Source organism: Micromonospora sp. LOL_013 (genome assembly GCF_048060315.1).
GTDB lineage: Bacteria > Actinomycetota > Actinomycetes > Mycobacteriales > Micromonosporaceae > Micromonospora_E.
The window spans coordinates 59,899-72,574 of record NZ_JBHMIQ010000004.1 but is presented as its reverse complement, the minus strand read 5'-3'; the positions used below and the strand labels follow the sequence as shown (position 1 = coordinate 72,574).

The following is a 12,676-nucleotide window of genomic DNA, read 5'->3' as shown; positions in this document are numbered from 1 at the left end:
ATGGCCAATTGTGGCTACATCAACTACTGCGTCCGCTGGGACTCCACCGCCAGCGCCACCGCCGCTCTGCGTGATCGGATCCACGCCACTCTCGCCCGGCAGCACAAGAAGTGGATGAACACCCTGGTCGGCCACAACGCGTGGCCGTACGCCGATGTCCCGGTCCGCGTCGTCGGCTGGGCCGTGCGTGACCGCAACCAGCTGCAGTGGACCGACAACTCCGTCGACATACACGTCAATGACATCCGGGAGAACGCTCCGCAGTGCTCCACCGGCTGCGGCCGGTTCTCCAACCAGAACGGCCAGTACGCCAAGTGTCCCGGCGGTGCCGCACGACACTACGACCAGTCACTGTGGCTCACCGACGGCTTCGGCGGGGGCGCCGGCGGAGACTGGGAGCAGCGGATGGGCCGCGAGTACTTCATGAACAACCTCGACGCAGAGAACATGACGATCCTGTTGCACGAGATCGCCATACCTGGGGGCTCGACGGCTTCTACGACTGGACACCCACCGCCCGCCGATGGGCCGGCTCAACAGTTGTTGCTGGTCAGCCGCACGGTGTACTCGTAGTCGTCGTGGGTGATGCCCGACGGCAGGCCGTCGAAGTAGGTCTCCACCTTCTGCCAGCCGCGCCGTTGCTCGTAGTGCAGGTGTGGCGCGCCCGAGTTGCCGGTGCTGCCGAGCAGCCCGATCTGCTCGCCGCGCGCCACCCGTTGGCCTTCCCGGACCATCGGCGGTTCGAGCAGATGCAGGTACTGCGTCTCCCACCGGCCGCCGTGGTCGATCTTGACCCAGTAACCGCCACCACGGCCCCGGGGGCCGTCCGGATCCTCCGGGTTCCGACCGCCCACCGAGCCGTTGACGCCGGCCACGGTGACCACGCCGGCGTAGGAGGCGAGCACCGGCCGACCCCACGGGTCGCCTTCGGTCGGGAACAGGTCGACGTCGTAGTCGTCGTGGCCGGGGTAGGTGCCCAGCTGCCAGGTCTCGCCGCAGGCGACCGGGAGCTGGAACAACGGCCGCGGCCCCGGCTCCCGCAGCCACGGCACCACGACCACACCCAGCGCGACGACGGCCGGCACCGTCGCGACGGCGACGAGGATCAGCAGGATACGCAGCGTGCGGCCGCGACGCCGGCCGGTAGGAAACCCGGTGGTCACCCTTGCGAGCATGGCAGACGTCGGCACCATGCCGGGAGGTGGGCCGTCGTACTGCCAGCCGACCGTCAGCTTCCGCCCAGCTGGACCCGGACACCACGAGCTACCGTGGCGGGCGTCGGGACACAGGGCTGGAGGAGCCTACGATGAGCAGCTTCATCAAACGATTCCTGCTGGCGATGCTTGCGTCGAAGCTGAGCCGGCACGCCCGGCGGCGGGGGCACGGTTCGCCCGTCGACAGCCTGCTCCGTGAGGTCGACCACCGGCTCAACCGCCGGCGCCGGGGCGGCAACTACGGTCACTACGGCAGTGGCCACCACGGCTACCACGGTCACTACCGGCGCAAGCGCTGGTGACCGCCGCCGGCCGGGCAGGTCAACTGTCGGAGACGATGGCGAACCCACCCCGCTAGTTCTTGGCGTCGGTGTCCGGCTGGTAGTTGTTCTCGATGTTGCCCACGGCGTCCACCGAGAACCAGAAGACCTTCGTCCCGTACCGTACGGTCAGGGTCTCGCCGCCCTCCCGTACCCGCCGGCGGCGTAGAGCGTCGCCCCGAAGGTCGGCTGACTACCGTCCAGCGCGTAGAAGATCGCTGCCGGCAACGGCGGCGTCCTGCCGCACCCGCGCGGTAAACGTCTGGTTGTCGGCGCGGTGGTTGGCGATCGTCGCCTCCCGCTCGGCGACGCGTGCCCGGCTGTCGGCCGGTTCGTGCAGTAGTTGGCCGATCCGGAAGCCACCGGCCCGCAGACCGTCGATCTCGGTCGGGGTGACATCGGCGTGGACGACGATCCCGGTTGCGGTCTGCGGCACGTGGTGAGCCAGGTCGACTCCAGCCGTTCGAGCGGGGCCTGGATCCGCGAACGGTCGGTAACCTGCGGACGGTCGGCGGACGCGGTGGCCGGCCCGGCCAACAGGACCACGGCACCGGCGGTCAGACCGACGGGTCGCCACCGGCGATCGCCGACCGCAGCTGAGCACAGGCCTGGTCCGCCGTACGCACGAGTCGCTCGCGCGCGTCGGGGCTCAACCCGCGCTCGGTGGCGGTCCAGCCGACCCAGGCCGCGGCGACGTCGGGCAGGACCGGTCCGGCCACCGGGTCGGCACCGGCTTCGGCGGCGAGCGCCGGCAGGCCGAGTACGGCGAGCACCCGGCGTGGACCCAGCTGCAGTGGATGGCAGGCGGCCTGCTCGACGAACTGCTCGACGAGCAGGTCGACCGCGCGGCTGGCGGTGCCGTCGGTCGGGAACCCGGCAGCCGCCTCGGAAGCCAGGAACGCCCGCTTCAGCAGCTCGATCTCCACGGTGGTCGGAAACGGCTCCGGCGGGGCCGCGACGTCACTGAGCGCGCGGGCCCGGGCCAGCGTCAACGCCCGCATCTTCCGGTACGCGTCGGGCATCGGCCGCAGCTTGTATTCCGGGTTCTCCATCAGTTCGTCCGACGTGGCGACGGCGTCCTCGAGTAGTCGTCGGGCCAGCGCCGGGTCGAGCGGTTCGGTCACGAAACCGTCCTCGCCCCCGTGTGCGCGGTCGAGCAGTTGCCCTAGCGAGTCGATCCGGGCGCCGAGCAGGACCTCCCGGATCCGTCCACCGCCGATCGCCTGGTCGATCACGGTGAGGATGCCGTGTTCGTCGGTGCCGCCGTAGGAGAAGCCGCAGAGCAGTATCGCCGTCTCGCCGTACGGGTCGTGCGTCCACCGGCAGCAGTCGACGTCGACCCGGCCGATGGTGTCGGCCCAGGGTGGTTCCGGCAGCCCGTGCCCGACGAGCCGGTCGGCGTTGAGTCGGGCGAGTTCCCGTTGGGTGTCGATGGTGCTCATCGCCTGGAAACCGCGTAGCGCGGCGACCGCGGTCGGGGTCCGTCGCCGGCCCAGTTCGTGAATGACCGCCGCGTCGGCCGGTACGGCGTCGGCGAGTGGCAGGCCGATCCCTTCGGCGCTCTCGTGGGCGAGCAACTGGGTCATGCTCTGCTCCACCGACCACGGGGAACTCTCTCCTTGCAGCGAGAAGCTCCACTCCAGGAAGTCCGCGCTCGCCGAGGCGCGGTCGACGCTCTCATCGCTGTCACCCATGGCGCGATTGTCGCAGTCGGCGGGCCGTGGTGCGACGAAGGCCGACCGTGGGTCGGGCAACTGTCGATTCCTCTGCCCGGCGGACTCGTTGGGATGGGCGATGCTGAGTACACCGGGCGGTGCGAGAGATTCTGCGGTCAGCGTGCTGATCCTGGGTACGGCCGAATGGGATTCGGCCGTACCCACCAACCAGCACTACGTCACCCGGGAGTTGGCGGTCGGTGCGCGGGTCACCTTCGTGGAATCGCTCGGTCTACGTCGACCGACGCTGCGTCCTGACGACATTGCCCGGATGGTCGGCCGCGCCCGGCGGGCCTTCGGCGCGTCGGCCGGTCCGGTGCCTTGCCAACCGGCCAGAGTGAGGCCGGCGAACACCACGATCGTCTCGCCGCTGGTGGTACCGGTGCACCGGGCACCGACGCGACGACTGAACCAGGCAGTCCTGCGCCGGGCGACGGCGGACTGGCTCACCGGTGACCGGCCCCGGGTGCTGTGGACGTTCGCCCCGGTGACCTACGGGCTTGAGGATGCGGCCGACGTGGTCGTCTACCACTGTGTCGACCTGCTGGCCAGGTTCCCCGGCGTCGACCCGGTGGCCGTGGCAAACGGCGAGCGCGACCTCGCCGCCCGGCCTGGCGTGGTCGCGATCGCGACCAGCGACGCGGTACGCGAACACCTGGCGTTGTCCGGCTTCTCCCGGATCGAGCTGTTGGAGAACGTCGCGGACACCACGGTGTTTCAGCGGGGCAGCCGTCCGGCGGTCGAGCGTCGACCGGCGGTGATCTTCTCCGGCAACCTCACCACCGCCAAGCTCGACGTCGCGCTGCTGGAGCGGGTCGGCGCCACCGTCGGAGAGTTGGGCGGTGAGCTGATCCTGGCCGGCCCACTCGCCGCTGGTGGCGGCAGCTTCACCGCCGAGCTGCGCCGGCTCGAACGGGTGGGTGCCCGCCACGTCGGTCTGCTCACCCCGTCGCAGCTCGCCGAGGTGGCCGGTAGCTGCGCGGTCGGTCTGGTCCCGTACGCGCTGAACGAGTACACCGTCGGCGTCAGCCCGTTGAAGTGCTTCGAGTACCTGTCGGCCGGCCTCGCGGTGCTTAGCACCGCGCTGCCATCGGTGCGCCGGGTGGCGGAGTCGAACCCGCACGTCGTCACCGCCGGGGACGACGAATTCACCGAACATCTGGGCCGGTTGCTGACCCCGGTCACCGACGAGGTGATCGCCGAACGGATCGACAGCGCCGGGCGGCACGGCTGGGGCGAGCGTGGTCAGCTGCTGCGTCACCTGCTGGCCGCGCTGCTCACCGCCCGGCGGACCGCCGCCGGATGACCGAACTCACCGGCTCTTCCGACTCCTCCGACCCCCGATCGAGGCCCCACAATGCGCACCCGGAGCATGGCCGCTGCGGCGCAGGTACCGCAACGGACCGGCGTCATGATCGTATTCGCGCTCGCGGTACCGCAGCTGTATCTCCTGCCGGCTGGCACGATCGACATCCCGTTGTCGACGGTCGCCGCTCTGGCGCTGGCGCCGGTCGTCGCCGCCCGGGCGTGCCGCACCCCCGGTAGCCGACTGTTGCGCACCGCCCTGGTGCGCAGCGTGTTCGTACTGCTGCTGGCCCGGTTGGCGGCGTTTGCCTGGTCGCCGGATCCGGGGGACGGGCGGCTGCCGACCATGCTGCTGGTGCAGTTCCTGGTCACGCTGGTGCTGATGGACAACGCGGCCCGGGAGGATCCATGGCTGCTCTACCGGGCCCACTACCTGCTGTGGCCGTTCGTCGTCGCGCAGTCCGGCCTGGTCGCGGTCTTTCAGCTCTTTCCCGATGTGGAGAACGCCTACCTCCGCTGGATCGCGGGATACTTCGCCGGGCAGAACACCGTCGCCGGGCTGTTCGACGTCAACCGGAACAACGTTCTTGACCCGGCGAAGGCCGGTGGCGTGTTCGTCAACGGCAACGTCGCCGGGCTGTTCCTCGGCGTCTGCGCGATGGCGGCGTTCGCCATCTGGTCGGTCACCCGGCAGCGGATCGTGCTGATCTGCGGGCTCGTCGGCTACCTGGGGGTGTGGTTCACCGGCTCCAAGGCGTGCCGGGTGCTTGCGGTGGTGCTGCCGCTGGCCGTGGTCGTCGCGTACCACTGGCAGACCCGGATGACGGTCCGGGCTCGCCGCCTCCTGGTGGCCGTGGTAGGTACCACGGCGGTGCCGGCGGTGCTGGTGGTGACCCTCGGCGACGGCGGCGGCTTCCTCGGCGCGGTCCGCACGGCGTTCGGCCAGCGGACCGAGATCTGGGGGTACGCCGTCGCGGCGTTCCGGGACGGTCCGGTGCTGGGGCTCGGCTGGGGTGGTTGGCTCGAAGGCTTCGCCGACTACGCGCGCCGCAACGACATCTACGACGACACCTTCCCACCGCACAACATCCTGCTGGCGGCCTGGGCGTCCACCGGCCTGCTGGGTCTTGCCGCGACGATCGGGTTCCTCGTCGCCGAACTCCGGCTCGTCGCCCGCGCAGCGGCCGGTGACTCTCCGCGCAACGCGATGTTCGTCGCCTGGACCGGTGCGGCCGTTGCCTGGGTCTGCATCCAGGCGATGGGGGAGAACACCGACATCTTCGGCGACATCCATACGATCCCGGTGATTGCCCTGCTCCTGTGCTTTTTGATTCATCCGCTTCCCGAGGAGGTCCGACGTGTCCGGCAGACCGAGCGTCGGGATAGTGCGCCACCAGCTGTTCCAGCCGTCCGAGACGTTCATCCAGGCGCAGGCGCTGGCGATGCGTACGTACCATCCGGTCTTCGTCGGTCGGGACCCGGCGCTGCGGGTGCCGGCCGGCGCTGACGTCGTCAGCCTCGCCCCCCACGGCCGGCCGGCAACCATGTCGTACCTGCTGACCCGCAGGTCCGGTCATCTGGTGCGGACGCTGCGAGACCGTGAGGTGCGGCTCCTGCACGCGCATTTCGGCGTCGAGGGGGTGTTCGCCGTCCCTACCGCACGGGCACTCGGCGTGCCGCTGGTGACCACCCTGCACGGCTTCGACGTGAGCGTCACCAGGAGACAGCTGCTGGCCTCCCGCAAGCTGTCCTGGGTCAACTACGTCACCTGGCGACGGTCGCTGTTCGAGAGCGGAGCGACGTTCGTCTGCGTCTCCGAGCACATCCAGCGGCGCGCGATCGAGTGGGGCTACCCGGCCGAGCGGACTCTGATGCTCCCGATCGGGGTGGACACCGAGGTCGTCAAACCGGTGCCGCTGCCGGAGACACCCCGGATCGTGCACATCGCCCGGCTGGTCGAGAAGAAGGGCACCGCTGATCTGCTGCATGCCTTCGCCGTCGTGCATCGAGCCGTGCCGACGGCAGAACTCGTCATCATCGGCGACGGCCCGCTGCATGGGCAGTTGGGTGCACTCGCCACCGAGCTGGGCGTAGCGGAGACGGTGCGATTCCTCGGGGTCCGTCCGCACGCCGAGGTACTGGCCACGGTTGCACAGTCTCGAGTGCTGTGCCTGCCGAGCGTGACGGCGGCCAACGGTGACCAGGAAGGGCTCGGCATGGCGCTGTTGGAGGCGGCCGCCACCAATCGACCCGTCGTCGGCACGCGACACGGCGGCATCCCCGAGGCGGTCGTCGACGGCGTCACCGGCTACCTGGTGCCGGAGCGCGATCCCGCCGCGCTCGCTGATCGCCTGGTCGCGCTGCTCGGTGATCAGGACCTGTGCCAGCGGCTCGGGACCGGCGGACGGAAGATGGTCGAGGACCGCTTCGACCTGAGCAGACAGACCGCAAAGCTCGAGTCACTCTACCGGGAGCTGGTGTGACCGGGCTGGCGACGAGTCGTGGCTAGCACCTTTCTCCGTCTCGTACTTGGTGGTATCGCCGGGAAGCTCCTCGGCATCGTCCGCGAGGTGCTACTGGCGGCCCTGTTCGGCGCCGGCCGGGCGGTGGGGGCGAACCGGGTCGCGCAGACCGCGACCATGGTGCCGGTCAACTTCTTCACCGCGGACGCGCTGTCCGCTGGATTCCTGCCGATCTACGTGCGCTACCGGCAGGACAGCCCGGCGCTGGCGCTGGCGCTCTACCGGGCGGTCCGGACGATCCTGGGTGGACTTTCGATGCTGTTGGTCGTCGCGTTGCTGCTGCTGCGGCAGTTGTGGATCGCACTGCTCGGACCCGGTCTCGACGACGCAGCCGCCACGCTCGCCGTCGCGATGCTGACCATCGCGGCGTTCTCGGTGCCGTTCTACGTGCAGTACGCGCTGTACACGCTGGTTGCCCTGGCCCGCGACGACGTCAGCCTGGTCAACCTGCGCGCCTGCGTGCAGAGCGTCGGCCTGATCGGCGCGACGCTGCTCGCCTATCTCACCGGCGACGTGGTCCTGCTCGCCTGGGGTTTCACCGCGCCGTACGTGGTGCTCTTCCTCTGGGGGGCGTACTGGGTCCGGCGCAAGGGGTATCTGCGTGCCGACGGCGGTGACGGATCCCTGCCGCCCACGTCGCGGCCGCAGTACGCGGTGGCGTTGACCATGTTCTGGCGTCGGCTCCGCCCGCTGCTGCTGCTTCCGGTGCTGCTGCAGGGGTCGATCGCCGTCGAGCGGGCGGTGGGTTCGTTGCTCGGCATCGAGGTGGTCGCCGCGACCGAGTACTCCCGGTTCGTCGTCGACTCGCTGATGGCGTTGATCGCCGCCCCGCTCGGCCTGGCCAGCCTCGCCGCCTTCGCCAGGATGCGCGGCGACGAGGTCGTCGCGGGGCTGGAGCGGCTGATCGCCCCGGTCCTGCTGGTGACGATCCCGCTGTCCGTCGCGTTGACGGTGAACGCCCGCGGCATCATCTCGCTGCTCTACGCCCGCGGCGCGTTCGACGACCGGGCGGTGGACGTGACGTCGGTCATGCTGTTCGGTTTCTCCCTCGGCATCTGGGCGCACGTGCTCGGATACACCTTCGTGAAGGTGCTCAACGCCCGGGGTCGAAACCGGCGGGTGGCGGTGGTCAACGGGCTGGCTTTCGGTGCCGCCGCCGTGGTCAACCTCGTCATGTGGCGCTCCTGGGGTCCGGTCACCATCGGTGTCGCCGCGACGGTCGCCAGCCTCGTGATGCTGGTCGGCTCGGCATTGTCGCTGCACCTGCTGCGCCAACTGGTCCGGCTGTTGTCGCTGCTGGCCCCGGCGGTGGCGGTGGCGGCCCTCGTCGGTCGGGCACTGGCCGGTGACGGACTGCTCCACACGGCCGCCTCGTGCGCCGCGATCGGCCTGGTCTGGTCGGGCTACACGGTGCTGGTGCCGTCGTTGCGGCGGGTCGTCGTCACCGAACTCTGGACGAAGGCCGCCGGTCGGACGACCTGACGTGCCGGGCCCCGACGACCTGACGTGCCGGGCCCGGACGACCTGACGTGCCGGGCCCGGACGATGTGTCCGGACCCGGCACGTCACCGGTCAGAGAGTCCGTAGTCGTACGTCGCGGAACTCCATTACGTCGCTGTTGCCGTGGTTCTGCAGACCGATGAATCCGCTCACGAACTGGCGCAGATCGGTGGGCGGGTCGCCGGCCCGGGACGACTGCTTGCCCGGCACGTTGTCGAACTCGCTGATCGTCACCCCATTACGGATGATCGTGTAGTGCTGCCCGACCACCCGGATCTCGTAGTCGTTCCACTCGCCCTTCGGTGCGGGCAGCGCCTGGTCCAGGTCGTTGGGCTGGAAGTTGTAGATCGACCCGGTCTTCTGCGATTCCCCGCTTGCCCCGTCGTAGAGCTGGATCTCGTGGCCGCAGAAGATCGCCACCCAGGCCTGGGAACTGCGGGCGGAGCCGACCGTGCCGCAGCTGCCCTCCGGACGCTCGTCCACCGGCACCCGGGGATCCGGGAACCGGACGAACACCCCGCTGTTGGCCCGGGTGTCACCCGGCGAGACGTCCTTGAACCGCAGCCGCAGCGAGTAGTCGGCGAACTCCTCCTCGCCGTACCAGAGCATGCCCAGCCCGCCGGAGCTGCTGATCGACCCGTCCGGTAGCAGTTTGAACGTGCCGCCGGGGGCCTGCCGCCAGCCGGACAGCGAATGACTGGTGCCGTCGAACAACGTCCGGTAGCCGTCGGTACGGCCGACGGGGGAGTCGGCGCCCGCGGTACGCAGCGTCGCCGCCTCCTGCTCGTCGAGCACCTCGGCGTCGGTGAGCTGCGCCAGCACCTCGTCCAGGTGGCTGGTGAACGAGCCCTGGTTCGGCCACTGCCGCTCGTCGTCGATCAGATCGTTGACCGTGCACCCGGCACCGGCATCGTGATTCGGTACGCCGGTGTCGGTGTCCAGCAGCCAGACCGTCCCCCGAGCGTCCGGTGCGTCGCAGCCGGTGTCGACCACGACGGTGTGCTCGGCCACCTCGCCGTCGGCGTAGGTCACCTTCACCGTCGCCTCGAACTGCCCGTGCTTGCGGTAGGTGTGGGTCGGGTGCGGCAGGTGTGACACCCGGTTGCCCTCACCGAAGGTCCATTCCCAGGCCACCCCGCCCACCCGGTGGCTGGAGAAGGTGACCGTGCGCGGGTCGCTCGGATCCGGGACCCGGGCCGAGGCGTACTCCGGTCCCGGGGTCTGCGCGCCGCCGTCGTAGACGATCCGGATCAGCTTCTGGTTGCCGTGCAGGGTGAAGAAGCCGCCGCCGTAGTCCAGCAGGTAGAGCGCGCCGTCCGGGCCGAACTTGGCGTCCATCCAGTGCTGTAACTGGTTGCCGCCGTTGCCACCTGGTATGACCGCCCGAAGATCCTCCGCGTAGGCAGGGGCACCCTGGTCGGGCACCATCGCCGGGTCGACGGTGACTGCCACCCGGTTGTCCGCGTTGGACTGGTCACCGATGAACCACTTCCCGTCCCAGTGCGCCGGCCACGCCACACCGCTGTCGGTGTCGACCTGTGAGCGGTGGTACGTCGGGCCGTTCATCACGGCCTGGCCGCCGCCACGCAGGTACGGCCGGGTGAAGGTCTCTTCGCCCGGCTCGTACGTGGGCAACCCGCTGCCATCGGCCCGGGTCGGGAAGACCGGGCCGCCGCCCTGCGGTGAGTACCAGATCATGTTGTCGCGTACCGGCGGCAGCTCCACCAGCCCGGTGTTCCGCGGCGAGGTGTTACGCGGGTTGTCGCAGTCGTACCAGCCGGTCAGTACCGCCGCGTCGGTGTTGCTGCGGTCCCGGTACGGCTGGCGGTTGCCCATGCAGTACGGCCAGCCCTGGTTGCCGGCGGAGGTGATGATCGTGGCGTGTTCGTACTTCGCCGGCCCGAGCTCCGGGTCCGGGTTGGTGGCGTCCGGGCCGACCCAGGCAGCGGTCAGCCAGTCGTTGACCGGATCCCAGGCGATGCGCGACGGGTTGCGTACCCCCATCACGTAGATCTCCGGACGGGTCTTGCCGCCGCCTTCCTCCTCGCCGGTGAACAGGTTGCCGTCCGGGATGCTGTACGTGCCGTCCGGTTCCGGCGTGATCCGCAGGATCTTGCCGTTGAGGTTGTTGGTGTTGCCGGCGGTACGGCGGGCGTCCTGGAACGAGACGCCGGCGTACTCCTGGGTCCAGTTGTTGCCGGAATAGCCGCTGGAGCCACCGGACGAGTTGGCGTCACCGGTGCTGACGTACAGGTTGCCCGCGTCGTCGAAGGTCATCCCACCCCCAGCGTGGCAGCAGCTGTGGATCTGGGTGTCCCAGCTGAGCAGGTCTTCACGGGTGGCCTGGTCGATTCTGGCGTTGTCGTGGTCGTAGGTGAACCGGGACACGGTCCGCTGACCGATCCGGTTCTCCCGGTCGATCGACTCGTGGGGCATCCAGTACACGTAGAACCAGCCGTTGTCGGTGAACGCCGGGTCCAGGGTCATGCCCAGCAGACCCTCCTCGCTCTTGACCAGCTCGCTGCCGCTGCCCCGGTTGCCCATCACCTCCAGGGTGGTGAGCAGCTTCACCTGCCGGGTCTGCGGATCCCACTGGTGGATGGTGCCGCAGCCCTTGCCGATGTCCGGGTTCGACCAGTCGGGGATCGCCCCGGAGGGGCAGGCGGCGCGGCCGATGTAGAAGACCGTGCCGTCCGGTGCGATGGTCAGGCCGTGCGGTTCACCGACCTGATCCAGTTCGCCCTGCTGGTTGGTGCCGGTGAGCCGCTCGATCCGGTAGTTGGCGGCTATCGTCGCCTGGCAGTCACCGCGTACCGTGCCGGCGGTCCACCGGATCGCGCCGAGGACGTGTTCGCGGAACTGTAGGTCCTTGGCCCAGCTTGCCTCGGTGTAGCCCATTCCGGTGTAGAACGACCGGCCACCGTCGTAGTCGTGGCACCAGGCCACCGGGTGGAACGGTCCGTTGCCGCTGAGCCCTGCGTCGTAGCTGGTCTCGTCGACCTGGGCGACGACGTGCACCCGGCCAACCGGGTTCGGGTCCCAGCTGATCCACTGGTCGTCGCGGGTCCAGTTCATCGGCAGGTCGCGGGTCGCCGGGTGGTTGCGGTCGGTGACGTCGACCTCTGCCTGCTGGACCTGGGTCTCCGGTGCCGCACCGGCGTCGGCGCCGATCAGCCATAGCTCGGCGAGCTGGGTCAGCGGCTCGTCGCTGTTCGCCGTGATGTCCAGCCGGTAGTGCCGGTAGGCGTCAGTGTTGTCAAACGCGAACTGCCGGGTGAGGAACCGCTGTGGGAAGCTCTGCCCGGTCCGGCGGTCCAGATCGGTCCAGCTCTCGCCGTCGTTGGACCCCTGCAGCGTCCAGTCCCGCGGGTCCCGGCCGGGGAAGTCGTTGGCCGAGGTGAGCGCGTACCGGTTGACCACGGTCGGCTCGGCCAGCTCACCGGCGAGCCAGCCGGTCGGGGAGCGGGTCAGCCACTTGGTGCCGGTGGCGCGGTCGAACGCGTGGCTGGCGGTCTCGTTCGGCGGGTTGTTGCCGCTGGCGCTCGCCTCGACCACCGTCTCCGCCGGCGGCAGGGTGGGTGCCGGCCGGGTGCCGAGCAGACCGGTGAACCATTCCGATCCGGGCTGGGTGTACGCCGCGTCGTGCACGCCGACGAAGCCGCCGCCGCCTTTGACGTACGCCTGGAACGCCGCCTCCTGTGCGTCGTCGAGGGTGACACCGGCGGTGGAGAGGAAGACCACGCTGCGGTAGCGGGCCAGGTTGTCGGGGTTGAACACGCTCGGATCGTCGGACGAGTGCACGTAGAAGCCGTGCTCGTTGCCGAGCCGTCGGATGACGTTGGTGGCCCGGCGGACCGGGTCGCTCTGTTCGGCCTCGGGGCCGTGGAAGACCAGCACGTTGACGACCCGGTTGCCCCAGGTGGGTGGCGTGGGGTCGGCCTGGGCGGGGGAGACCGGCGCGGTCAGCAGACCGGCCAGCAGGGTAACGGCCGCGGCCGCGGCGGCTGATCGGTGGCGCAGTCGGGGGAATCTGAAATGGCGTCTGTCGGCCATTCCTGCTCCTTACAGCGGCCGGCGCGGGATGCGCCGGGGTGGGGTGG

The 12,676-nt window shown here is 69.8% G+C and carries 10 protein-coding genes; 6 read left to right on the top strand and 4 right to left on the bottom strand.

Going from position 1 to position 12,676, the window contains the following annotated elements; translation table 11 throughout:
- Positions 1–573, top strand: a complete 573-nt coding sequence (locus ACFHWS_RS04295; RefSeq protein WP_416553260.1) for a hypothetical protein — start codon at positions 1–3, stop codon at positions 571–573.
- Here the strand turns inward: ACFHWS_RS04295 and ACFHWS_RS04290 are convergent.
- Entirely contained in the window at positions 534–1,163 is a 630-nt protein-coding gene (locus ACFHWS_RS04290; protein ID WP_416553258.1) for a M23 family metallopeptidase, read from the bottom strand. The genes ACFHWS_RS04295 and ACFHWS_RS04290 overlap by 40 nt on opposite strands.
- 143 nt (positions 1,164–1,306) lie before the next feature.
- On the opposite strand from ACFHWS_RS04290, the gene ACFHWS_RS04285 reads away from it, so the two are divergent.
- Positions 1,307–1,516, top strand: a complete 210-nt coding sequence (locus tag ACFHWS_RS04285; protein ID WP_416553256.1) for a hypothetical protein — start codon at positions 1,307–1,309, stop codon at positions 1,514–1,516.
- Positions 1,517–1,727: 211 nt separating this feature from the next.
- Here ACFHWS_RS04285 and ACFHWS_RS04280 read toward each other — a convergent pair whose 3' ends face one another.
- Positions 1,728–1,970 (bottom strand): hypothetical protein, encoded by a 243-nt coding sequence (locus ACFHWS_RS04280; protein ID WP_416553254.1) that lies wholly within the window; start codon positions 1,968–1,970, stop codon positions 1,728–1,730.
- 121 nt (positions 1,971–2,091) lie between these two features.
- Positions 2,092–3,228, bottom strand: a complete 1,137-nt coding sequence (locus ACFHWS_RS04275; protein ID WP_416567678.1) for a hypothetical protein — start codon at positions 3,226–3,228, stop codon at positions 2,092–2,094.
- Positions 3,229–3,328: 100 nt separating this feature from the next.
- On the opposite strand from ACFHWS_RS04275, the gene ACFHWS_RS04270 reads away from it, so the two are divergent.
- The 4 genes from ACFHWS_RS04270 (at position 3,329) to ACFHWS_RS04255 (ending at position 8,558) form a co-directional block, all read left to right on the top strand.
- Complete coding sequence (locus tag ACFHWS_RS04270) at positions 3,329–4,555, top strand: glycosyl transferase family 1 (RefSeq protein WP_416567677.1); 1,227 nt, start codon at positions 3,329–3,331, stop codon at positions 4,553–4,555.
- 105 nt (positions 4,556–4,660) lie between these two features.
- Positions 4,661–6,061, top strand: coding sequence for an O-antigen ligase family protein (locus ACFHWS_RS04265; protein ID WP_416553248.1), 1,401 nt, complete (start codon positions 4,661–4,663; stop codon positions 6,059–6,061).
- Entirely contained in the window at positions 5,997–7,037 is a 1,041-nt protein-coding gene (locus ACFHWS_RS04260) for a glycosyltransferase (protein WP_416553246.1), read from the top strand. Before ACFHWS_RS04265 ends, ACFHWS_RS04260 begins: the two co-directional genes overlap by 65 nt.
- An 18-nt stretch (positions 7,038–7,055) precedes the next feature.
- On the top strand, positions 7,056–8,558 hold the full coding sequence (locus ACFHWS_RS04255; protein WP_416567676.1) for a lipid II flippase MurJ: 1,503 nt from the start codon (positions 7,056–7,058) through the stop codon (positions 8,556–8,558).
- A 90-nt stretch (positions 8,559–8,648) separates the two neighbouring features.
- Here the strand turns inward: ACFHWS_RS04255 and ACFHWS_RS04250 are convergent, their stop codons facing one another.
- Complete coding sequence (locus tag ACFHWS_RS04250) at positions 8,649–12,629, bottom strand: ThuA domain-containing protein (RefSeq protein WP_416567675.1); 3,981 nt, start codon at positions 12,627–12,629, stop codon at positions 8,649–8,651.
- Positions 12,630–12,676: the final 47 nt, after the last annotated feature.

Excerpts from the sequence above, each read along its gene's own strand:
- ACFHWS_RS04250 (WP_416567675.1), bottom strand. The coding sequence starts at position 12,629 with ATGGCCGACAGACGCCATTTCAGATTCCCCCGACTGCGCCACCGATCA.
- ACFHWS_RS04265 (WP_416553248.1), top strand. The coding sequence starts at position 4,661 with ATGATCGTATTCGCGCTCGCGGTACCGCAGCTGTATCTCCTGCCGGCT.
- ACFHWS_RS04275 (WP_416567678.1), bottom strand. The coding sequence starts at position 3,228 with ATGGGTGACAGCGATGAGAGCGTCGACCGCGCCTCGGCGAGCGCGGAC.
- ACFHWS_RS04270 (WP_416567677.1), top strand. The coding sequence starts at position 3,329 with ATGCTGAGTACACCGGGCGGTGCGAGAGATTCTGCGGTCAGCGTGCTG.
- ACFHWS_RS04260 (WP_416553246.1), top strand. The coding sequence starts at position 5,997 with ATGCGTACGTACCATCCGGTCTTCGTCGGTCGGGACCCGGCGCTGCGG.
- ACFHWS_RS04295 (WP_416553260.1), top strand. The coding sequence starts at position 1 with ATGGCCAATTGTGGCTACATCAACTACTGCGTCCGCTGGGACTCCACC.
- ACFHWS_RS04285 (WP_416553256.1), top strand. The coding sequence starts at position 1,307 with ATGAGCAGCTTCATCAAACGATTCCTGCTGGCGATGCTTGCGTCGAAG.